The organism is Olleya sediminilitoris, from assembly GCF_016785945.1.
Classification (GTDB): Bacteria; Bacteroidota; Bacteroidia; order Flavobacteriales; family Flavobacteriaceae; genus Olleya; species Olleya sediminilitoris.
This window is the reverse complement of the sequence record NZ_JAEMEF010000014.1, coordinates 72139-95570: the sequence shown is the minus strand read 5'-3', so window position 1 is coordinate 95570 and position 23432 is coordinate 72139. Positions and strand designations below refer to the sequence as shown.

23 protein-coding genes are annotated in these 23432 nt (G+C 30.6%); 12 read left to right on the top strand and 11 right to left on the bottom strand.

Going from position 1 to position 23432, the window contains the following annotated elements; all coding sequences use genetic code 11:
- Nucleotides 1–145 precede the first annotated feature (145 nt).
- Together JAO71_RS13855 and JAO71_RS13850 are read right to left on the bottom strand one after the other, a co-directional pair.
- Nucleotides 146–346: a dodecin family protein gene (locus tag JAO71_RS13855; RefSeq protein ID WP_116823491.1), complete on the bottom strand. Its 201-nt coding sequence runs from the start codon at nt 344–346 to the stop codon at nt 146–148.
- Nucleotides 347–467: 121 nt separating this feature from the next.
- Complete coding sequence (locus tag JAO71_RS13850) at nt 468–1370, bottom strand: NifU family protein (protein ID WP_054852651.1); 903 nt, start codon at nt 1368–1370, stop codon at nt 468–470.
- Nucleotides 1371–1632: 262 nt separating this feature from the next.
- Between JAO71_RS13850 and JAO71_RS13845 the strand changes: the two genes are divergently transcribed.
- On the top strand, nt 1633–2643 hold the full coding sequence (locus tag JAO71_RS13845; RefSeq protein ID WP_028290215.1) for a PorP/SprF family type IX secretion system membrane protein: 1011 nt from the start codon (nt 1633–1635) through the stop codon (nt 2641–2643).
- Between the two features lie 59 nt (nt 2644–2702).
- Here the strand turns inward: JAO71_RS13845 and JAO71_RS13840 are convergent, their stop codons facing one another.
- Nucleotides 2703–3713 (bottom strand): SIMPL domain-containing protein, encoded by a 1011-nt coding sequence (locus JAO71_RS13840; RefSeq protein WP_116823490.1) that lies wholly within the window; start codon nt 3711–3713, stop codon nt 2703–2705.
- Between the two features lie 207 nt (nt 3714–3920).
- On the opposite strand from JAO71_RS13840, the gene JAO71_RS13835 reads away from it, so the two are divergent.
- Genes JAO71_RS13835 through JAO71_RS13825 form a run of 3 tightly spaced genes read left to right on the top strand, consistent with a single transcriptional unit; the run spans nt 3921 to nt 7347 of the window.
- Nucleotides 3921–6083 carry a tetratricopeptide repeat-containing sensor histidine kinase gene (locus tag JAO71_RS13835; RefSeq protein WP_203001397.1) on the top strand — a complete coding sequence of 721 codons (2163 nt, stop codon included), beginning with the start codon at nt 3921–3923 and terminating at the stop codon, nt 6081–6083.
- Between the two features lie 2 nt (nt 6084–6085).
- Nucleotides 6086–6820 carry a LytR/AlgR family response regulator transcription factor gene (locus JAO71_RS13830; RefSeq protein ID WP_203001396.1) on the top strand — a complete coding sequence of 245 codons (735 nt, stop codon included), beginning with the start codon at nt 6086–6088 and terminating at the stop codon, nt 6818–6820.
- Between the two features lie 14 nt (nt 6821–6834).
- Complete coding sequence (locus JAO71_RS13825) at nt 6835–7347, top strand: gamma carbonic anhydrase family protein (RefSeq protein WP_203001395.1); 513 nt, start codon at nt 6835–6837, stop codon at nt 7345–7347.
- 87 nt (nt 7348–7434) lie between these two features.
- On the opposite strand, the gene JAO71_RS13820 is transcribed toward JAO71_RS13825, so the two are convergent.
- Both JAO71_RS13820 and JAO71_RS13815 read right to left on the bottom strand, forming a co-directional pair.
- Nucleotides 7435–7800, bottom strand: coding sequence for a GTPase (locus JAO71_RS13820; RefSeq protein WP_203001393.1), 366 nt, complete (start codon nt 7798–7800; stop codon nt 7435–7437).
- Between the two features lie 30 nt (nt 7801–7830).
- Nucleotides 7831–8625, bottom strand: a complete 795-nt coding sequence (locus tag JAO71_RS13815; protein ID WP_054852657.1) for a DUF2797 domain-containing protein — start codon at nt 8623–8625, stop codon at nt 7831–7833.
- A 42-nt stretch (nt 8626–8667) separates the two neighbouring features.
- Between JAO71_RS13815 and JAO71_RS13810 the strand changes: the two genes are divergently transcribed.
- Complete coding sequence (locus JAO71_RS13810) at nt 8668–10182, top strand: GH3 auxin-responsive promoter family protein (RefSeq protein ID WP_203001391.1); 1515 nt, start codon at nt 8668–8670, stop codon at nt 10180–10182.
- 187 nt (nt 10183–10369) lie between these two features.
- Here the strand turns inward: JAO71_RS13810 and clpX are convergent, their stop codons facing one another.
- The 6 genes from clpX to JAO71_RS13780 all read right to left on the bottom strand — a co-directional run bounded on the left by clpX (nt 10370) and on the right by JAO71_RS13780 (nt 15889).
- Nucleotides 10370–11602 carry an ATP-dependent Clp protease ATP-binding subunit ClpX gene (clpX, locus tag JAO71_RS13805; protein WP_028290207.1) on the bottom strand — a complete coding sequence of 411 codons (1233 nt, stop codon included), beginning with the start codon at nt 11600–11602 and terminating at the stop codon, nt 10370–10372.
- An 87-nt stretch (nt 11603–11689) separates the two neighbouring features.
- The gene (gene clpP / locus JAO71_RS13800; protein ID WP_028290206.1) at nt 11690–12364 is read right to left on the bottom strand and encodes an ATP-dependent Clp endopeptidase proteolytic subunit ClpP; all 675 of its coding nucleotides are present in this window, start codon (nt 12362–12364) and stop codon (nt 11690–11692) included.
- A gap of 137 nt (nt 12365–12501) precedes the next feature.
- Nucleotides 12502–13833 carry a trigger factor gene (tig, locus tag JAO71_RS13795; protein ID WP_028290205.1) on the bottom strand — a complete coding sequence of 444 codons (1332 nt, stop codon included), beginning with the start codon at nt 13831–13833 and terminating at the stop codon, nt 12502–12504.
- A 198-nt stretch (nt 13834–14031) separates the two neighbouring features.
- Complete coding sequence (locus JAO71_RS13790; protein WP_116823485.1) at nt 14032–14385, bottom strand: phage holin family protein; 354 nt, start codon at nt 14383–14385, stop codon at nt 14032–14034.
- A 23-nt stretch (nt 14386–14408) separates the two neighbouring features.
- Complete coding sequence (locus tag JAO71_RS13785) at nt 14409–15170, bottom strand: alpha/beta fold hydrolase (protein WP_203001389.1); 762 nt, start codon at nt 15168–15170, stop codon at nt 14409–14411.
- 5 nt (nt 15171–15175) lie between these two features.
- Nucleotides 15176–15889: a pyridoxine 5'-phosphate synthase gene (locus JAO71_RS13780; RefSeq protein WP_028290202.1), complete on the bottom strand. Its 714-nt coding sequence runs from the start codon at nt 15887–15889 to the stop codon at nt 15176–15178.
- 93 nt (nt 15890–15982) lie between these two features.
- Between JAO71_RS13780 and JAO71_RS13775 the strand changes: the two genes are divergently transcribed.
- From JAO71_RS13775 to JAO71_RS13745, 7 genes are all read left to right on the top strand, one after another.
- Complete coding sequence (locus tag JAO71_RS13775) at nt 15983–16642, top strand: CBS domain-containing protein (RefSeq protein ID WP_028290201.1); 660 nt, start codon at nt 15983–15985, stop codon at nt 16640–16642.
- A gap of 2 nt (nt 16643–16644) precedes the next feature.
- A complete protein-coding gene (locus JAO71_RS13770) occupies nt 16645–17514 on the top strand; it encodes an NAD kinase (RefSeq protein WP_116823482.1) in 870 nt (289 codons plus the stop codon).
- A gap of 99 nt (nt 17515–17613) precedes the next feature.
- Nucleotides 17614–18303: a type IX secretion system protein PorG gene (porG, locus tag JAO71_RS13765; RefSeq protein WP_116823481.1), complete on the top strand. Its 690-nt coding sequence runs from the start codon at nt 17614–17616 to the stop codon at nt 18301–18303.
- A gap of 1 nt (nt 18304) precedes the next feature.
- A complete protein-coding gene (locus tag JAO71_RS13760; protein WP_028290198.1) occupies nt 18305–19045 on the top strand; it encodes an isoprenyl transferase in 741 nt (246 codons plus the stop codon).
- Entirely contained in the window at nt 18978–21632 is a 2655-nt protein-coding gene (locus tag JAO71_RS13755; RefSeq protein WP_116823480.1) for a BamA/OMP85 family outer membrane protein, read from the top strand. The genes JAO71_RS13760 and JAO71_RS13755 overlap by 68 nt, the downstream gene beginning before the upstream one ends.
- A gap of 233 nt (nt 21633–21865) precedes the next feature.
- Complete coding sequence (locus JAO71_RS13750; protein ID WP_236011287.1) at nt 21866–22687, top strand: OmpH family outer membrane protein; 822 nt, start codon at nt 21866–21868, stop codon at nt 22685–22687.
- Between the two features lie 217 nt (nt 22688–22904).
- Nucleotides 22905–23414 carry an OmpH family outer membrane protein gene (locus tag JAO71_RS13745; RefSeq protein ID WP_028290196.1) on the top strand — a complete coding sequence of 170 codons (510 nt, stop codon included), beginning with the start codon at nt 22905–22907 and terminating at the stop codon, nt 23412–23414.
- Nucleotides 23415–23432: the final 18 nt, after the last annotated feature.

Here is a 23432-nt window from a genome sequence, read left to right as displayed (position 1 = left end):
TGATACCAGCAACACCAGAAAACAATTTAAAGCGCACTTTACCTTAAAACGTTAAGACGCTTTAAAAACTAATAGTAATACACAAAAAAAAAGCCTGAACATTATGTTCAGGCTTTTTTTTATAAAGTATAATTACTAGAAGTTATTACTTAACTTCAAAGGTGATTTTAAGGTTAACTCTAAAGTCAACTACTTCGTCATCTTTTACACTAGCACTTTGATCTTGTACATACACAGATCTAATATTTTTAACGCTTTTAGATGCGTGCTTTACTGCTTTTTTAGTTGCGTCTTCCCAGCTTTTTTCTGAGTTTGATAATACTTCAATTACTTTTAATACTGCCATAATATTTTGTTTTAAATTATTGATTGTCCTTTAAAATTACGAATATTAAATTAGAAACGTGTAAGTTTCAAATTCAATTAGAACAATAAAACAGATAAAAGGTAGTATTTATTGGTTTAAATTAACCATTTATAGCAACAACTGAATTTACTTTACCTGCTAACATTTCTTTTAGCATATTTTCAATTCCGTTTTTTAAAGTAAAGGTTGATGAAGGGCATCCACTACATGCGCCTTGTAAAATAACTTTTACGGTTTTAGTAGTTTCGTCGTAAGACTCAAATTGAATGTTTCCACCATCACTAGCAACTGCTGGTTTAACATACTCTTCTAGGATGTTTACAATTTGTTTAGAGGTGTCATCAAGAGTTTCAAAGTGAGCTTCAACTTTTTCGATAGTTTTTTCTTCTACTTCTGGTGCATTTGGAGAAACAATCTCTTTAGCGTCTTCAATGTATGTTCTAATAAATTCTCTTAGCTCAAAAGAAATATCATTCCACTCTGCAATATCATATTTTGTTATTGAGACAAAATTTTCGTCAAAAAAGACACTTTTAACAAACGGAAAATGAAATAATTCCGTAGCCATAGGTGATGGTTTTGCAGTTTCGATTGAAGTAAACTCGTAAGATGCAGTTACTAATTTTTTGTTAGCCACGAATTTTAAAACTGAAGGGTTTGGCGTGCTTTCCGTGTAAACGGTAACTGCAACTTTTTTAGTTTCAGCATTTTCATTGACAACAACACCATTGTTATTTAAGTAGCTTTCTATTTGTTGTGCCACTTCTTGTTTTACATCATCCCATTGTACAATGTTATAGCGTTCTATAGCAATAAAATTACTAGAGATATATACTTTTTTAACGAAGGGTAGATAAAATAATTGTTGCGCTAAAGGAGAGTCTTTAGCGTCGTCTATGTTATTAAATTCGAAACTTTGATGTTTAGTAATAAACTGGTTTAATTCGAACTTTAATATGGCTGGATTTGAGGTTTCTTGTGTTGAAACTTTAAAATTACTCATCTTTGTTTTTTTTTACAAAAATACTAAACATAATAATAGATATCTATTATATTTATGTTTTACTGAATCAGGAGTTTATTACAAAATGTAAGGTTTGTATTATAAAACTATTTATATTTAAATCTTTAACTTTTAGGATTGAATTTATTTGCTCTAAATTTATATATTTGAGTTTTATTTATACTTTTTAAGTTAAAATCAAGTTATTAATTTAATAGTTTAGCTTTTATATAACTAACCAACCTACCTCGAAAAAAGAATTATGAATTTAAAAAACATATTTTTATTAGCTGTTGTTACAATTTTTGGATCACAGTTTGTTAATGCCCAAGAGGGTTTACCTATATATTCTGATTATTTAACGGACAACTATTACTTAATTCACCCTTCTATGGCTGGTGCAGCAAATTGTGCTAAGGTTAGAATAACTGGTAGACAACAATGGTTTGGTGATGATGATGCGCCTAAATTGGTGACTGCTAGTGTTAATGGTCGTATTGGTGATGGTCCTTCTGGTATTGGAGCCATTGTTTATAGTGATAAAAATGGTTACCACTCTCAAACAGGAGCGTATTTTACTTATGCACACCATTTAATGTTTTCAAGAAGTACTACAGATTTAAATCAGTTATCATTTGGTTTAAGTGCTGGAGCAATACAATATAAATTAGATGAGACTTCTTTTTTAGCTGATGGATTTGATCCAATTATTGCTGGTATAGAGCAGTCTGCAACTAACTTTAATGTAGATTTAGGTATGTCTTATTTTTTATATAATTTTTACGCTCATGCTACAGTTAAAAACCTTTTAAACAATGAAGGTGTTAATTTTAACGAGCAAGGTTTAAGTTATGATAATTTAAGAACATATTTAGTCTCTGTTGGAAATACCTTTGGAAGTTACGGAAGTGATTGGTCTTTTGAACCGTCTGCGATGTTTATGTACAGAGATGCTACTGAAGAGGCTTCTTTTGATATTAACCTTAAAGCATATAAGTCTGTTGACTTTGGTAAAGTTTGGGGAGGATTATCTTACAGACGTAGTTTAGATGGAGCAGAATTTGTTGATGGCACAGGTGTAAGTAGTCAAAAATTACAATATATAACGCCAATTTTAGGTGTAGAGGTTAATAACTTTGTGTTTGCGTATACTTACAGTTACCAGTCAAACTCTGTGGTGTTTAATAATGGTGGTTTTCATCAATTAACATTAGGGCTTAACTTTAATTGTGGTAAAGAAAGATATACCTGTAATTGTCCTGCAATTAACTAGTCTATTTTAAAATCTTATAAGAAAGCCTCGATTTAATCGAGGCTTTTTTATGCCTAAAACTATTGTGTTTTTAGTTCTTTTACATCAATGGTTCCGTTAGGAGAAATAACGTAATAGGTTGGTTTTATTTCTGTTTTAACTATTGGTTCTACTATTTGCGCTTTAGGCTTTGGTGTAAATTGTAATTTTATTTCCATACCAATCTGTACTACAGGTTGTAAAATAGAAGGGTTTATTACTACATCATAATTTTCATAGGTTAAAGGCTGATAGTAATATGAGGTTTGCTTTTTAGCTTCGGTTACTCCTTTATCTTGTTTTAATGCTTGAAATGAAATACTATTAAATGCTTGATAGCTTTGATAAAAATCTTTAGGGAAGTAACAATATTTTTGATCTGCCATCATAACATGGTATTCAGAAAGGTTAAAACCTAAAAGGGTATAATACTTTTTTTTATCATCAATTAAAGCTAATAATTCTGTTTGAAGATTTTTATAGACTTGAGCTATATTATCTATAAAATAATCCACTTTTACTAAGTTATAAATTTCATTTTTTGCACATGCAGTTAATATGTTTTCAAATTGTTGTGTGTTATTAAATTTAATATGGATGTTTTGTTGTAGCTCAAAACCCTTAGGAACTTCCGTATATGTTTTACTAAATAGCTTTTTGGTGACTTCTACTTCATAAACAGGTACAAATGAGATAACATCAATAGCAATATCCTTGTCAAGTATACCAAATTGAAGTAATTCAGTTTTAATCAGATTGACACGCTTAGTCATTAATTGATTAGTTATTTCTGCAGTTTGACCAATTTGAGATACATTAAAAACAGCAGTATACGAGGTTGCTTTTACGTTTTGTAATGCTCTAACATCAATAACAATAGTACTGCTTGGATTTAATTTTGGAGTAATATGTTTGGGAGTGTTACCATATACTATGGCGTTGCCAGTAGCAATATTTTGTCTAGATAAAGTTTGATTGTAGTTACCTTTATGCTGTGAAAAAGCATTTAAAGTAATAATTAGAAATAATAAAAATAGCTTGGTTTGTTTCATGATAAATTTAGTTTTAATTTAAGTAAACTTAACCGCAACTTTATTGATTTAAAAACTACAATGAGTGTAATAGCTGTATGACTTAGTATGTCTGTATTGTAAATTAGTAAAGTCAGTAGTTTTGACTAGTTTAATTATAAATAGCTAAAACCTGAATTTTAATTAATGGGTTAAAGTACGTAAGTTTATGTTTTATAAAACTTATTAATGAAAAATTTCAAATTAATATTAATCTGCATTTTATGTTTTGTGTATTGTAATACAATTAATGCTCAGCAAAATTTAGAAAGTAAAAAAGAAGCTACTTTTACAGTAAAGGGAGAGGTTATAGATAAGGATAGCTTTGACCCAATATCAAAAGTTAATGTACAAGTTAATGGTGGCTCTTACACAAGTACTAGTTTAAGTGGTGATTTTAGAATTAATGTTAAGATTGGTGACGAAATTATGATTAGTCATAAAGATTTTGAAACCATTTATTATACCGTTAAGTCGGATGACGATATCAAAGTAGAGGTGCAATCTTTAATAAAAGGTGTGTCTTATAAAACAAAACAAAGTAAAGTCCATTCGTTTGAAAGTATTATAGATTCAGCGCTCTTTTATAAAAAAATATCAGCCGAAAAAAGCATTCAATTTATAACAGAGAGTATTCCTAAAAGCAATTCGGTTAAACAAAACGCAGAAGCCTTTGAGGTTTTAGCAGATGTGTATATGCACTGGAAACAGTATGATCTTGCTGTAACAAACTACAGGATAAGTATTAAAAATGTCAACTCAAAAGACGTCCAATTAAAATTAGCAAAAGCCTTTTACCATAACAAAAACTATCAAGAAAGTTTAGCGTTATATAATAGTTTAAAGTCTCCAGATTTATCCAATTGGCAAAATGTAATACGTAATGAAGGTTTGGGAGATGTCTATGTAGCTATTAAGCAAAACACTAAAGCTGAAACCGCTTATAAAAAAGGTTTAGAGGTTGCAGAAGTAAACAATATTAAGCGTAAAGTTACAGACCTTAACTCTAAACTAGGTCAGGTATATACTTCTGAAGGAAAAAAACGTAAAGCAGAGGTTTTACTTGAAAATTCAGTTGCACTTGCAGCTCAAGAAAATAAAACACGAGAGGTCGAGCAAAAAATAAAATTTGCAGATTTTCAAAACGAAAAACGTTCATATAGTGAAGAGATTAAAATGAGAAAAGATATTATCAATGATATTGATATAATCGAAAAAGACTCAATCATTTCAAACGAAAGTAGTTTAACCAAACAGAAGCAAAATTATAAAATTGGTAATGCTTATTTTCTTCAAAAAGAATACAATGAAGCCATTCCGTATTTAGAAAAAAGTATTGAAGAAGCAGATGTAAAAGAAGATTTAATTGTAAAAAAAGATGCCACCAAAAAGTTGACAGATGCTTACGTGGAGTCTGGTAATTTTACCGAAGCTAAAAAAACCTTTGAAGAATATGTCAAAACAGTTGATCAGCTTTATATTAAAAAAGAGCAAGAAATATCACAAGCAGCACGATTTAATAAAAGCATAGCAGAAAAACAAAATAGGATAACAACCCTTGAAACAGACCGTAAATTAACTTTAAGTCAAGTTGCACTTTCAGAAGAAAAAAATAAAAGGCAGCAGTTAATAATTTATTCATTAATTGGAGGATTATTCCTGTTAGCTTTAACAGCTTATTTAATGTACAAGTATATTAAACAGCAAAAATTAGCTAACAATTTGCTAGCATTAAAGTCATTACGTAGTCAAATGAATCCGCATTTTATTTTCAATGCATTAAACTCGGTTAACAGTTTTATTGCTACAAATGATGAGCGTACAGCAAACAAATATCTTTCAGATTTTTCTAAACTCATGCGTGCAGTTTTAGAAAACTCTGAAGAAGATTTTATTCCGCTACAAAAAGAAATTGAGTTAATTCAATTATATACAAAACTAGAACATTTCAGGTTTAAAGATAAGTTTGAATTTCAAATAAACGTCGATAAAAATATTGATATCGAAGCCTATAAAATTCCACCAATGTTGTTACAACCTTATATTGAAAATGCAGTTTGGCATGGCTTACGTTATAAAAAAGAGATGGGGTTATTAGATATATCAATAACCAAAAAGCAAATAGGTGTCATAACAATAACTATTGCAGATAATGGTATTGGACGCAAAAAATCTAAACAATTAAAGACCGAAAATCAGCAAAAACATAACTCTAAAGGATTAGGTAATATCACAAAAAGAGTATCTATTTTAAATCAAATGTATAAAGACAAAGTAGATGTTTTTATTGACGATAATAGCGCAGAAGGTGATGTTGGGACCAAAGTCGTAGTAACTATAAAGAAAGATTAATCATGACATTAAAAGCAATATTAGTAGAGGACGAAGCACAAAGCAGAGCCATATTAAAAAACTATCTAACCAAATACTGTCCAAAAGTAGAGATTTTAGGCGAAGCCGAAAACATTAATCAAGCCTTAGAGTTAATACGTACTTTAGAGTTAGATTTGGTTTTTTTAGATGTAGAGATGCCCTACGGAAATGCATTTGACCTATTAGATAAAGTCGGTAATCGCGATTTTGAAACCATATTTGTAACCGCTTATAATAATTACGCTGTGGATGCTTTAAATGCTCACGCATCCTATTATCTAATGAAGCCTATTGACATAGACGAGTTAATTAAAGCTGTAGACTATGTTTCCGAAATTAAATCAAAAGAAGACGTCTTACAAGACCAGGTATTAATACCAAAAACAAATACAGTAGCAGGTAAAATAACCATTCCGCAACAAGATGGATTTGAAGTCTTAAATACCACAGATATTTTGTATTGCAAGGCAGACGATAATTACACTGAAATTTATTTAAAAAACGACAAAAAAAAGCTAGTTAGTAAAACATTAAAATATTTTGAAGATGCTCTAACATCATCAGGATTTGCACGTGTACACAAAAGTTATTTAGTAAACGTATCCGAAGTCATTAAGTACGTAAAAGGTAAAGGCGGAAGTGTTATATTAAGCAACCAAAAACAAATCATGGTATCAGCATCCAAAAAGTCTGATTTATTATCTTATTTTAACTAAACAAAACTATAAGTATGCCAATAATAAAACCAGTAAACGGTAAAACACCTCAAATATCAGAAGACTGTTATATTGCAGAAAACGCTACCATTGTAGGCGATGTACAAATAGGACAACAATGTAGTATCTGGTTTAATGCTGTATTACGTGGAGACGTCAATTATATAAAATTAGGCGATAAAGTTAACGTTCAAGATGGAGCAGTAGTACATTGTACTTATCAAAAATACCCAACCATAATAGGTAATAATGTGTCCATTGGACACAATGCAATAGTCCATGGTTGTACCATTAATGATAATGTTTTAATAGGTATGGGTAGTATTGTAATGGATAATTGCGTTGTAGAAAGTAATAGTATAATTGCAGCAGGAGCAGTCGTAACCCAAAATACGGTTGTAGAGTCTGGTAGTATTTATGCAGGCGTACCAGCAAAGAAAGTAAAAGATATTAGTAAAGAATTAATAAATGGAGAGATCAATCGTATTGCAGATAATTACGTTAAATATTCAGGTTGGTTTAAATAATATTTGGGCGTTACCACAAGGGTCGCGTCATCCATTATATCTTTTTTTGCCATACATGGCAGCAAAAAAAGGATGCCATTTCTACCGCTAACGCAACATGTCGCAAGAGTTAGATTCAATAGTAAGGATAAGTTCCTCAACAGAAGTTAACGCTTCAATTTTTGTAGACGATAAAAAAGTTGACAACGTCGTGTTGTTTTGACTTAGTATAATAGGGTAGTTATAAGATTTGTTGTTAAATCTTTTTTCAAACTCATCACTATGTAAAAACTCAATATTTAAAGCAGTTCGTTTTCTAAAATCTTTCCAAATAGTATTCTCTCTAAAAGCATCAAAAGTCAAAGCGCATAAACTACAAGCATATGTTTTAGGGCTAAATAATTTATGCGCAATATCTATTGCTAAGTTTTTTAAACCAGATTTGGCATTGTAAACAAATATTAATGTAGTCATGTAGACTAGGTCGTAATTAATACACCTTAATTACAAGATATTTATACTAACAACAATACCTTCGTTACTTCTTATATTACAAACAGTATCATCTTCAAAAATTAAATATTGACCTTTAATACCTTTTAAAACTCCAGTATAATTTGCGGTTTTTTTAAAGTTTAAAGATTTAGGTTTTTTAGGATATTGTAACACCGGAAACTCAATAGTTGTTTCTTCGTTATCCTCAATAAAAAACTGCATAGCTTCCTCAGGTATAAATGGCTTTAATTTATCTCTCCATTCAATTAAGTTTTCGTCTTTAATTTCATTTTTAAGCATGGTTCTCCAATTGGTTTTGTCACCAACGTGGTCTTTTAAAGCAACTTCAGTAATACCAGCTAGATAACGGTTTGGTACTTCAACAATCTCAATAGCTTCATGGGCACCTTGGTCTATCCAACGTGTTGGTACTTGACCTTTTCTAGTTACTCCAACTTTTACATTGCTAGAATTAGCTAAATAGACTATATGAGGTTGTAATTGTGCTTGTTTTTCATAGGCTAAATCACGATCTTCAATATCCAAATGCGCTTTGCTTAATTCTGGTTTCATGATCCAATCTGCTGCTTGTGGCACATCAAAAAAGCAACTTTTACAAAACCCTTGTCTGTAAATAGGCTTATCTAAATGGCAATTTAAACACTCGTAACCCACAAAATTAATAGTTAAGGTTTTGTTTAGTAATTGGTTAAAATTTATAAAGTCGTTTTTAAACACCAAATAGTAGTTAATGGGTTTAGAAAACTCGGTTTGCATTTTTGTTAACACACCTTGGTAGGTCATAAAAAAAAGTATTATTTTTAAAACTTAAAGATACAAATAACTATGCCAATACCTCTTGTAAATTCTATTGCATCTTGGTTTTTGAAAAAACGTTTTCATCAAATAGAATTGTTTTTAAAGTACCCAAACGAGGTCCAACAAGAACTTTTATTTAGCTTATTAGATATTGCAAAGGATACCGAAATTGGTAAACAGCACCAGTTTTCTTCTATTAAAAATTATGCAACTTTTGCAGATCGTGTTCCACTTTGCACCTATGAAGATGTACATGATAATATTGAGCGCGCACGACGTGGCGAACACAATATATTTTGGCCAAAACCAATAAAATGGTTTGCTAAATCTAGTGGGACAACAAGTGCAAAAAGTAAATTTATACCAGTTAGTAGTGACAGTTTAGAAGATTGTCATTATGCAGCTAGTAAAGATTTATTGTGTATGTATTTAAATAATAACGAGGACTCACAGTTGTTTACAGGTAAAAGTCTTAGGCTTGGTGGAAGTAAAGAACTTTACAAACAAAACGGAACTGTTTTTGGAGATTTAAGTGCTATACTAATAGACAATATGCCTTTTTGGGCAGAATATAGTAGTACACCTAGTAGTAAGGTTAGTTTAATGAGTGAGTGGGAAACTAAAATGGCTGCTATTGTTAACGAAACAATTAATGAAAACGTAACCAGTCTTGCTGGAGTACCAAGTTGGATGTTAGTATTACTTAATAATGTGTTGGAACAAACGGGTAAATCAAGTTTGTTTGATATTTGGCCAAATCTAGAAGTTTATTTTCATGGAGGAGTAAGTTTTAATCCTTACATAGAGCAATACCGAAATGTTTTACCTAAAAAGGATTTTAAGTATTATGAAATTTATAATGCTTCTGAAGGTTTTTTTGCTATCCAAGATCAAAACTACACAGGTGATTTATTGTTAATGTTGGATTATGGTATTTTTTATGAGTTTATACCAATGGATACTTATGGAACTAAAAATCAAAAAGTAATTCCGTTAAGCGAAGTACAGTTAAATAAAAATTATGCTGTTATTATAACCACTAACGCAGGTCTTTGGCGTTATATGATTGGTGATACCATCAGGTTTGTATCTATTAGTCCTTATCGTATAAAAGTTTCAGGACGTACAAAACATCATATTAATGTTTTTGGTGAAGAGTTGATTATTGAAAATGCTGAGGATGCCTTAAAAAAAGTATGTATTAAAACAAGTTCGGAAATTGTAGACTACACTGCTGCGCCAATATTTATGGAAGGTAAAGAAAAAGGTGCTCATGAGTGGTTAATAGAGTTTAAAACACCTCCTGCAGACATTAATTATTTTAATGAATTATTTGATAACGCACTTAAAAGTTTAAATTCTGATTACGAAGCTAAACGTTATAATAATATGACGTTAAATAAGCCAACCATACACATTGCTAGAGAGCAGTTGTTTTATGATTGGTTGAAACAAAACAATAAGCTTGGAGGTCAGCATAAAGTCCCTAGGTTGTCTAATACACGTCAGTATTTAGACGAGCTATTGATTTTAAATAGATAGTCTAAAAGAATTAATCTCTTATAGTTTAACAGGGTGAAATAGGTGTAATTATTTGTAAATCAGTTAAATATTACATATATTGGTAGTGCTATTAGTTTGACTTTGGGGAGAGTCATATTATAATTAATCAAAAAAACCACTTTAAACTTTAGTTTAAAGTGGTTTTTTATGTAATCTGATTTTATGATTAAGACACAGCTTTTAACTTTTTTATAGTGGTCTTACTTAGTTTTTGTTCTGCATAAGATTTAGTTACGCTAAGTTTCTTTGTCTCGCTTCCTGGTAACTCAAACATTGCGTCAGTCAATATTTCTTCACAAAGACTTCTTAAACCACGTGCTCCCAATTTGTATTCTATAGCCTTTTGAACAATAAATTCTAAAGCACCATCTGTAATACTTAATTCTATTTCATCCATTTCAAACAACTTTTTGTATTGTTTGATAATAGCGTTTTTAGGTTCGGTTAAGATTGCTCTAAGTGTTTTACCATCTAAAGGATCCATGTAAGTTAATACAGGTAAACGTCCAATAATTTCTGGTATTAGTCCAAAGTCTTTTAAATCTTTAGGTATAATATATTGTAATAAGTTGTCATGGTCTACAACGTCTTCTTTTATAGAAGCACTATAACCAACAGCTTGCATGTTTAATCGTTTAGAAATTACGCGCTCAATACCATCAAAAGCTCCACCAGCAATAAATAAGATGTTTTCAGTATTTACTTCAATAAATTTTTGATCTGGATGTTTACGACCACCTTTAGGCGGAACGTTAACTACTGTACCTTCTAATAATTTTAGTAAGGCTTGTTGTACACCTTCACCAGAAACATCTCTTGTGATTGATGGGTTGTCACTTTTACGTGCGATTTTATCGATTTCGTCAATAAAAACAATTCCTTTTTGAGCTTTGTCTAAATTGTAATCTGCAGCTTGTAATAAGCGTGTTAAAATACTTTCTACATCCTCACCAACATAACCAGCTTCTGTTAATACTGTAGCATCAACAATTGCTAAAGGTACATTTAACATCTTAGCAATGGTTTTAGCCATTAATGTTTTACCTGTACCAGTTTGACCAACCATAACAATATTTGATTTTTGAATCTCGATATCATCATTACTTGGTGGTTGAAGTAAACGTTTGTAGTGGTTGTATACAGCTACAGACATTACTTTTTTAGTGTATTCTTGGCCAATAATATATTCGTCTAAGAATGCTTTTATTTTTTGTGGTTTTTTTAGTGTTAACTCGGCAGACAGATCATTAGATTCTTCTTCTTTAGATTCTTCTATAACAATACCATGCGCTTGTTGTATACATCTGTCACATATGTGCGCATCTAAACCTGCAATTAATAAATTGGTTTCTGGCTTTTTTCTACCACAAAATGAACATTCTAATTCTTCTTTTGCCATTTTTTTGTATTAATAAAGTGAAGTTAACAGGATTAATATAATAGATGGTAATCCTGTTAATGGCATCACTAGTAAATTTTATAATTATTACTTTCGAGCTAAAATCTCGTCAATCATTCCGTATTCTTTAGCTTTATCAGCTTTCATCCAGTAATCTCTGTCGCTATCATTGTATACTTTATCGTAATCTTGACCAGAGTGCTTACTTATAATTTTGTAAAGTTCTTCTTTAAGTATCAAGATTTCTCTTGCAGTAATTTCAATATCACTAGCTTGACCTTGAGCACCTCCTAATGGTTGGTGTATCATTACTCTAGAGTGTGTTAAACCACTACGTTTTCCTTTTTCTCCTGCACATAATAATACAGCTCCCATTGATGCTGCCATACCAGTACAAATTGTAGCAACGTCAGGTTTAATAAACTGCATTGTATCATAAATACCTAATCCTGCGTATACACTTCCTCCTGGAGAGTTTATGTATATCTGGATGTCTTTATTTGCGTCTGTACTTTCTAAAAACAATAATTGTGCTTGTATGATATTAGCAACTTGGTCGTTAATTCCTGTTCCTAAAAATATAATACGATCCATCATTAAACGAGAAAACACATCAAAGATAGCAATGTTCATTTGACGCTCTTCAATAATGTTAGGTGTTAAGTTAGTAGGATACATACTACTAATTATTTTGTTGTAATATGTACTACTTATACCTTGGTCTTTTATAGCAAATTTTTCGAATTCTTTTCCGTAATCCATAGTTTGAATAAATGTTATTTTTATTGAAAAAATTAGGCGTTGCTTAGTCTTGCTAAACAACGCCTAAAGATAATGATTATTTTGTTAAACCACTGCCAATAGAATCTTATCAAATTGATAAAAATCCATCACGTAATTTATGCTTTATCACCATACACCTCTTTTACAAAAGCATCATATGACATTTCTTTTGCTTTGATGTTTGCTTTTTCTTTATAAAGATCTAGTAATTTTTGACTTACTACTTGTTCAGAAATACGTCTAACTTCGTCTTGGTTTCCTAAAACACGTGCAGCGATATCATCTAATTCTTTTTCAGAAGGATTTAATTGACCAAATTGTGCCATTTGCATTTTGATCATGTTTTTAGCGTTAGTTTTAACGTCTTCAAAGTCTACTTTAAGATCATTGTCTTGCATTAATTTACCTTCAATTAATTGGTAACGTAAGCTTTTTTCTGATTTTTCGTATTCTTCTTTAGCAGTTGCTTCATCCATTTCTTTTTCACCTGCAACTTGCATCCATTTAGTTAGGAATTCTGCTGGTAAATCAAATTTAGTGTTGTCTACTAGATGTTCTGTAACATCATTTAAAAGCTTTTGATCAGATTGCTGTACAAATTGCTTTTCTGCATCTTCTTTAATTTTAGCTTTTAATTCTGAAGCAGATTTTACGACGTCTTTACCAAATAATTTATCAAATAACTCTTGATCTAAGTCAGCAGCTTCACGACTGTTAACTTCGTTGATTGTAAAAGTTACTTCAATATCTAAACCATGTGCATCATCGTGTTGTATTTTTAATGCATTCATTAATTCATGATCATCTTCGTAAAGTCCTTTAGTTTTTAAAGTAATGACGTCTCCTGGTTTAGCACCAATAAATTTCTTTTCAGTAGCTTTACCTTTAAACTTGTCTAAAGTAATTGTAACAGTATTGTCAATTTCTTTATCCTCGTTTTTAAAAGTACCAGTAATTTCGCTATCCTTTTTTACTTCAGTTTCTGAAGTGATTTTACCATATTGGTTTTGGATACGCTCAATTTGCTCGTCAATCATTTTGTCATCAGCAACGATGTTGTAATGAGTGATTGCTTTTTTACTATTTAAATCTACGCTAAATTCTGGAGCAAGACCTAATTCAAATTCAAAAGAAAAAGAATCAGAATCCCAGTTTATTTCGTCTTGTTGTTTAGGTAATGGTTGCCCTAAAACGTCTATTTTTTCTTCAGTTAAATACTTGTTTAATGCATCTTGAAGTAATTTATTTACCTCATCAACTAATACAGCTTTACCATATTGTTTTTTTACCATTCCCATTGGTACATGACCTTTTCTAAATCCTGGGATGTTTGCTGTTTTTTTGTAATCTACTAAGATTTTTTCAACTTTATCGTTATAATCTTCTTTAACGATGTCTACTTTTACTACAGCATTTAATGCATCAATGTTTTCTCTTGTAATATTCATTATATATGATATAAAGCCCAATTGGGCAATTAACACTAGTTTTAATATCCTCAAGTATTTATGAGGAAATTATCTAACAGAATTTTATAAAGCAAGCTTTTATTTTGATTTTTTCTGTTAAAAAGGTGTGCAAAAGTACTACTTTTTTACAGTATTACAAAGTTTTTAACGTCTTGTGTAACAGACTATTTTTAAGTGTTACTTAGTTTTGGTATCTGTCTTTATAAAGGATTGCAATAACCATTGTAAAATAGATAATAAAATACTAAATAAAATTGCAGTCCAGATACTTGAAACTGCAAATCCATCAATAAATTTATCGGCTAATAAAATCATTAATCCATTGACAACAAATAAAAATAGCCCTAAGGTTAGTATTGTAATTGGTAATGTTAATATTACTAAAATAGGTTTTACAATTAGGTTTAAAATAGATAGTACTATTGCAACAATAATAGCTGTAACGTAATTATCTAAATACACACCATTTAATACGTGTGCTAAAGCAAATACAGCAATAGCGTTAATAAGTAATCTTATAATTAAATTCATAATAGGTTTTTATTTATTAGACTTTAATTTACAAAATTTGTTACAGCATCGTAAAATTCTTTAGGGTTTTCTGCGTGTAACCAATGCCCAGCATTAGATATGGTTATAATATTAGCTTTAGGGAAATGGTTTTTTATTAAAGCTTCATCTTGATTACCAATATATTCGCTTTTATCTCCTCTTAAAAATAATGTGTCTTCTTCAAATTTAGCATGTAATGGTAAAGCTTCGCCAACTTCAGAAACATTATCTGTTAATGCTTGTAGGTTTAGTCTAATACCTAATTGACCTTTTTCTACCCAATATAAGTTTTTTAATAAAAATTGTCTTGTGCCTAAATCAGATACATAATTGGCTAATTGTTTATCGGCTTGACCACGACTTTTTAAAGTTGAAAAATCTAAGCTATTTAAACCTTCTAAAATAGCATCATGGTGTATTGGGTAAAATCTTGGAGAAATGTCAGCAACAATAAGTTTGCTAACTAATTCTGGGTACAATGTTGAAAACAGCATAGCGGTTTTTCCTCCCATTGAATGACCTAAAAGTATAGCGTCTTTTATGTTATGATAATCAAAATAGTGTTTTAAATCTTCTGCTAAAGCTTCGTAATAAAACGCATTGTCATGAAAACTTCTACCATGATTACGTTGGTCTACTAAATGAACTTGAAAATCTTCAGCAAATTGATTGCCTAAGGTTTTCCAATTATCACTCATGCCCAAAAAGCCATGTAAAATTATAAAGGGCTTACCTTCGCCTAAAATATTAGAATGTAAAAGCATAATAATTATTTTAGTTTGTTTTTATACATATTTACTACGTTTTCAATACCTAAATATAAACTTTCAGATATTAAAGCATGTCCAATAGAAACTTCTAAAAGGTCTGGTATGTTTTGTTTAAAAAATTGGATATTATCTAGAGATAAATCGTGTCCAGCATTTACACCAAGCCCTAAATTATTGGCTAGTTTGGCACATTCTGCGTAAGGTAATATTGCTTTTTGATTACCTAAATTATATTGGTGAGCAAAAGCTTCAGTATACAATTCAATTCTATCTGTTCCTGTTGCTTTAGCACCTTCAATTTGGTTTAAATCTGGATCTACAAATATTGATGTACGTATGCCTTTCTTTTTAAACTCAGAAATAACGTCTACTAAAAAATCTTTATTTTTAATCGTGTCCCAACCTGCATTACTAGTTAAAGTATCAATACTGTCTGGTACTAAGGTGACTTGGGTAGGTTGGATTTTTAATACCATTTCCATAAATTTAGGAATTGGATTCCCTTCAATATTATACTCAGTATACACTTCTGGTTTTAAATCGTAAGCATCTTGGTATTTAATATGACGTTCGTCTGGTCTTGGGTGTATTGTCACACCTTGTGCTCCAAAACGTTGTACGTCTTTTGCAAACTGAACGACGTTAGGTGTGTCACCACCACGAGAGTTTCTTAAAGTTGCTATTTTGTTAATATTTACGCTTAATTTTGTCATAACATGCAATAATTTAAAACACAAAAATACAAAGTATAAGAGGCTTTTTGTGCTAAAATTTAATTAATTTGCACAAACAAAAGTTTTTATAAAATGAACCTTTCTGATTACATAATAAACGATATTAAACCACTACTTAACACAAGTGTTGTAAGTGATTTGCAATTACTGTTTAATCAACTAACATATTCTCATATTCCTATTAAAAACGAAGCTGATGTCTACTTAGGGTGTGTGTCAGAGAATGATGCACATTGTTTTCAAAAAGTACAAGTGATTTCTGATTGTAGTTATGCTATTGAAGGTTTTTTTGTAAGAGAAGAGGCAAACTGGTTAGATGTTTTGGAGGCTTTTGCACAAAACGCTACCAATATAATGCCTGTTTTAAATGAAAGAAACAAATATCTTGGCTATTATGAGCTAAATGATATTATAGGATTGTTTAATGAAACACCATTTTTCTCTGAAAATGGAGCAATTTTAATTGTTGAAAAAGGATTGCAAGATTATAGCTTTAGTGAAGTTAGTCAGATTGTTGAAAGCAACGATGGTAAATTATACGGAGCTTTTATTTCTAAAATAGAAAATGATGTAGCTCAAATTACCTTAAAAATCGGAAATGTAGGATTAAGTGAGGTCATGCAAACCTTTAGACGTTATAGCTATAATATTGTGTCTGGTCATGAAGAAGATAGCTATTTAGATGGTTTAAAAGAACGCTCTGATTATTTAAATAAATATTTAGACATGTAATTATGAAAGTTGCAATATATAGTCAATTTCAGAAAAAAAAACCATTAGCCTCTTTGGAGGTTTTGTTAGAAGTACTTCAAAAAAGAAATATTGAAATAGTAATTGAAGCTAATTTTTATAAAGGCATTTTGCCTAAAATAAAAACGGAGTATAATACTTTTTCTTTATTAGATGCTAGTTTTGATTTTTTAGTAAGTATTGGAGGTGATGGTACAATATTAAGAGCCATTACATTAGTTAAAGACTTAAATATTCCAATTGTAGGGATTAATACAGGAAGACTAGGTTTTTTGGCAACCATACAGCATGACGAGATTGAGGATGCTATTGATAATATAATTAACAAGCAGTATTCTATTTCAGAACGCAGTTTATTAACTATTGAAAGTTCTGAAGATAATGCTGAAATAAATAGATGTAATTTTGCTTTAAATGAAATTGCTGTAAGCCGAAAAAATACAACGTCCATGATTACGGTTGAAACCGAACTTAATGGAGAGTACCTAACCAGTTATTGGAGTGATGGTTTGATAATATCGACACCTACAGGGTCTACAGGATACTCATTAAGTTGTGGTGGTCCAGTTATAACACCTAATGCAGCAAGTTTAGTGTTAACACCAATTGCACCTCATAATTTAAGTGCAAGACCTTTAGTTATAGAAGATACAACTGTTATAACTTTAAAAGTTGATGGTAGAGAAAAGCAACACTTAGTCTCTATGGATTCTAGAATTGCAACTTTAACCAATAAAACGACTATCACTATAAAAAAAGCACCATTTACTATAAAAATGATGGTCTTTAAAAACGAAACTTTTCTTGATACTTTGCGCAAAAAGCTACTTTGGGGAGAAGACAAACGTAATTAAAACAATAAAACCCTGTTAAATCTGTTTAAAAGTGTAACTATTTCAATCAAATTGTTATAGGCTAATCTTATTTATTATATTTGCAAACTTTGAATATTTATGAAGCAGTTAACACTTTTAGTACTAACATTTTTTTGCATGCAATTTAGTAGTGCACAAATCAACGAATTTGGGTTGTATTTGGGTGGTTCTAATTTTATTGGAGATGTAGGTGCTACAGATTATATTGCACCTAACCAATTAGCTGTTGGAGCCATTTATAAATGGAACCGAAGCACAAGACATTCTTATAGAATATCATTAACTTTTTCAGAACTAGAAGGGATAGATAAAAACTCTGACGATCCAAGTAGACAAATAAGAGGTTTAGAATTTAGCAATCAAATCATTGAGTTAGCTGCAGGAATCGAGTTCACTTTTTTTGATTTTAATTTACATCAAGGCGGTTTTGTATCTACACCATATATATTCACTGGCGTAACAGCAACACAACATGATAATTTTTATTATAATAATTTAGGCGAAATACAATCTGAAGATTCTAATAGTATAGCTATAGGTATTCCAATAGTTTTGGGTTACAAAGCCACGATTTCTCCTAGTTTTGTACTAGCATTAGAAGTCGGAGCACGTTATATTTTTTCTGATGAGTTAGATGGAAGTGTTCCTGATAATTCTGAATTAGAAAGTTTAAGTTTCGGTAATTTAAATAATAATGATTGGTATACCTTTACTGGTATTACTTTAACATATACCTTTGGGAAAAACCCATGTTATTGCGGATATTAAATTGGATTTATTAAACCACATACAAAAACAAAACTTGCCAGAGCATATCGCCATAATAATGGACGGTAATGGTCGTTGGGCAAAACAAAAAGGAATGTTACGTGCTTTTGGACACGAAAACGGTACAAAATCTGTACGTCATACAGTAGAAGCTTGCGCAGAATTAGGCGTTAAAAATTTAACGTTGTATGCATTTTCTACTGAAAACTGGAAACGTCCTAAATTAGAAGTAGATACATTAATGAGACTTTTAGTCGCTTCATTAAAAAAAGAAATCAAAACACTTCGTGACAATAACATTAAATTAAATGCTATTGGAAACCTAAAATCTTTACCCAAAAAAGTATACAAAGAGTTACAAGAGGTTATTGATTTAACTAAGGAAAATACGCACATGAATCTTACTTTAGCCTTAAGCTATGGGTCAAGAGAGGAGCTATTAAATGCTGTTAAAGAAATCAGTACTAAAGTTAAAAATAATATAATTTCTACAGAAAAAATTGACGAAACCGTATTTAATGCACATCTTTACACGCAAAGTTTACCAGATGTAGATTTACTTATAAGAACAAGTGGAGAGCAACGCATTAGTAACTTTTTGTTATGGCAAATAGCTTATGCAGAATTGTACTTTACAAAAGTACTTTGGCCAGACTTTACAAAGCAACACCTATATGAGGCTATTATTGAATATCAAAAAAGAGAACGACGATTTGGGAAAACCAGTGAACAAATTAGCTAAACAATTACCATTGAAAACATTATTAAACTACACATTGTTTGTCATTGCTTTTTTAAGCACAATAACAATAAGCGCTCAAGACTTAAATTACGAAGACGGTAAAAAATACACAATTGCTGAAATCACAGTTAAAGGAAACACAAACTTTAGTGAGCAAACCATCATAACTTATTCTGGATTAAGAAAAGGTACCGAAATAATGGTTCCAGGAGAAGAAGTTAGTAATGCAATTAAAAAACTTTGGAAATCAAATCTTTTTAGTGATATAGAAATGTATCTATTAAAAGTAGAAGGAGATAGCGCTTTTCTAGAAATTAGATTATCAGATTTACCAGAATTAAAAGAAGTTAAAATAACAGGTGTTAAGAAAGGTAAACACGAAACTATTTTAAAAGAGAATAAGCTTCAAAAAGGCGCAAAAGTAACAGAGAATTTAATTACTACTACTCAAAATTACTTAGAGAATAAGTATAAGAAAAACGGTTTTCTTAATGCTGATGTAAAAGTAAATACTTTTGATATAGCTAATGATACTATTGATAAGCCTTTTGTTAATATGATTGTTGCAATTGATAAAGGAGAGAAAGTAAAAGTTAAGAATATTGATTTTGAAGGTAACACTGTTTTAAGCGATAAAAAGCTTAGAAAAGCAATGAAAAACACTAAAAAAATCAACCCTATCAGAATATTAAAACGTTCTAAATTTATTGAAGCTGATTTTAAAGAGGATCTTTCAAGTGTGGTTGATAAATACAAAGAAATAGGGTATAGAGATGCTAGAATTGTTGCAGATACTCTAATTAACAATAATGACAAAACAGTATCTCTAAATATAGCTGTTGAAGAAGGAGAAAAATATACTTATGGAGATATCACTTTTATTGGTAACACAGTTTACTCTGATGAAGTTTTAAAAAGATTATTACGTATAAATAAAGGAGATACATATAATGGTATCGAACTTCAAAAACGTATTGCAGATGAAACTAGACCTGATGGAGAAGATATCACTAATTTATATCAAAATAATGGTTATTTGTTTTCTACAATTAATCCGGTAGAGGTAAATGCAGATGGTAATGTTATTGATATGGAGATTAGAATATCTGAAGGTAAACCAGTTTATTTTAACAAAGTAACAGTTACAGGTAATCAAAAGACTAATGACCACGTTATTTACCGTGAGATCAGAACAAGACCAGGAGATTTATATAGTAAAGAAAACGTTGTTAGAACAATTAGAGAATTAAGTCAGTTAGGTTTCTTTGATGCTGAGCAATTAACACCAAATTTTAAAAATCCAAATCCAGAAGAAGGTTCTATTGATATGGAATATGCTTTAGTAGAGTCTGGATCTAGCCAAATCGAACTACAAGGTGGTTATGGTGGAGGTGGTTTTATTGGTACTTTAGGGTTGTCATTTAATAACTTTTCAATAAAAGATTTATTTAAAAAAGATGCTTACACTCCTGTTCCTATGGGTGATGGTCAAAAGCTAGCATTACGTTTACAAGCTAGTAGATTTTTTCAAACCTACAGCTTTTCTTTTTCAGAACCTTGGCTAGGAGGTAAAAAGCCAGTACAATTTTCAACGTCTATATCTCAAACCAAACAGTTTTTATTTGATGCAACTACTGGTAATGCAGATAAAGACAAACGTTTTAATATCACAGGTATTACAGTTGGTCTTGCTAAACGTTTATCTATTCCAGATGATTATTTTACATTATCTCAAGCGGTTAGTTTTCAGCATTATAACTTAAAAAATTATCAAACTGGATTATTCACGTTTGGTGATGGTTACTCTAATAACTTGTCATATACTTTAGGTTTAAGTAGAAATAATACATTTAATGATCCAATTTTTCCAATGGGTGGATCTAGTTTTACAGCAACAGCTAAGTTGTCTTTACCTTATTCATTATTTAGTAGTACAGATTATGATGCTTTAAAAGAGGAAAGAGACACCAATGCAGATATTGCAAACGATTCTGATGCTAACTCACTTTTAAGATCACAAGCAGCAAATAGAGTTAGTGAAATTGATCAAGAACGTTACAAATGGCTAGAGTTTTATAAAATTAAATTTAGAGGTGATTGGTATACAAAATTAGTAGATAAATTAGTCCTTAGGCCAAGTGTTGAATTTGGGTTTTTAGGAGCTTATAATCAAAATAGAGGAGTAATCCCTTTTGAGCGTTTCTTTGTTGGAGGTGATGGTTTAGGAAGTTACAGTCTAGACGGTAGAGAAGCTGTAGCACTTCGTGGTTATCAAAACCAAGCTTTATCTTCTTCGGATGGAGGGACAATTTATAATAAGTTCTCTTTAGAATTAAGATACCCAATTACATTAAAGCAATCTGCTAAAATTTATGCTTTAGGATTTTTAGAAGCAGGTAATTCTTATGATAGTTTTAATGAGTATGATCCATTCGCTCTTAAAAGATCTGCAGGATTAGGTTTAAGAATTTTTATGCCAGCCTTTGGTTTATTAGGTATTGACTTTGGTCATGGATTTGATCCACAGAATGGAGAGGTATCAAAGCATGGATGGGAGACGCACTTCATAATCGGTCAACAATTTTAATTTAATGTAGTTTAACCCAATAAAACCATTAAAATAATAACTAGAGTTTTTTTATTTTTTTTATTTTTGGCACGATATTTTCTAATACCATAACAGGGATTTGATTAAAGAATTAAAATTTTTAACATTAAAATTCGTTATTTTGAAAATATTAAACTAAAAAAAGTACTAACCATGCAATGTTAAACTTTATTTTGAGTTTATTAACAAGAAATAATTAAACCATATCCAAAATGAAATTAAAAGTTCTTATTGTAATTTTGATGCTTACAGCAGTTTTTTCTGCTAATGCACAACGTGGTGTTAGAATTGGTTATATTGATACAGAGTATATTTTAGAGAACATTCCTGAATATACTGAAGCTACAGGTCAGTTGGAAAGTAAAGTACAGAAATGGAAAACTGAAATTGAAACTAGTTTAAAAGGAATTAAGCAAAAAAGAGAAACGCTTAATAACGAAAAAGCACTTTTAACAAAAGAGTTGATTGAGGAGCGTGAAGAAGATATTTTTTTTGAAGAAAAAGAAATTTTGGATTATCAACAAAAACGTTTTGGTCCTAATGGAGATTTGATGATTCAAAAAAGACAGTTAATGCAGCCTGTTCAAGATCAAATTTTTCAAGCAGTTCAAGATATTGCTAAAGCCAAAAAATACGATTTTGTTTTTGACAAATCTGCAGATGTGGTTATGCTTTATTCAGCAGAACGTTTTGATATGAGTGATTTAATTATCAGAACAATTTCAAGAGCTTCAAAACGTACTCAAGCCAAAAATAAAGCAGAGCGTAGAAATGCTAAAGATGAAGACGCTGTAATAGAAGTTAATGATGCACAAGAGGCAAGACAAAAAATATTAGACGACAAAAAAGCAGAAAGAGAAGCGGCTACAGCAAAACGCAAACAAGAAATACTTGATGCTAGAGAAGCTAAGAAAAAAGCAGCAGCAGAGAAGAGAGCTAAAATTCTAGAAGATAGAGCTAAAGCAAGAGAAGAAAAGCTTAAAGAACGAAACGGTACCAATGATTCTGAAAAAACAGAAGATGGTATTGACTAAAAAACAGTTCTGACGTTTTATTAAGTTAAGAGCATAAATTTAAGAATAAAGAAAATAAAAAATTAGTAAATAAAGCTTTTGAAAAAAGTTACATAAGCTAAATAACAGAAAATCTTAGAAGACCGTCAAAATGCTAAAGAAGAAAAAGAGAGCACAGAAGATTAGAGCAACTAAGACAAATACAAATAATTTATAACACACAAATACTATTTTAAAAATGAAACAATTTAAAACACTTTTATTTGCTGCAGCATTATTTATTGGAGCGACAAGTTTTTCTAATGCACAAACAAAAGTTGCACATGTTAATACAACAGAGCTTGTAGCGTCTATGCCATCTATGAAAGCTGCTCAAGCTGAAATGGAAAAAATGGGTAAGACGTTTGAGGCTGATATCCAAGAAATGGTTAAAGAATACCAAACTAAAGCAAAGCAATACGAGGCTGAAGCTGCAACAAAAACTAACGAACAAAACCAACAACGTGGTGAAGAGTTAGCACAAATGCAACAAAGTATTCGTCAATTTCAAGGTGATGCACAAACACAATTACAAAAAAAAGAAATGGACTTATTAAAACCAATCACAGATAAAGCTAAAGCAGCTATATTAAAAGTTGGTAAAGCACAAGGTTTTAATTACGTATTAGACTCTTCTCAAGGTGGTGGTGTTATCATGGCTGAAGGAAAAGACCTTATAAAAGACGTTCAAAAAGAATTAGGATTTTAATATAAAATCCTTTTAAAT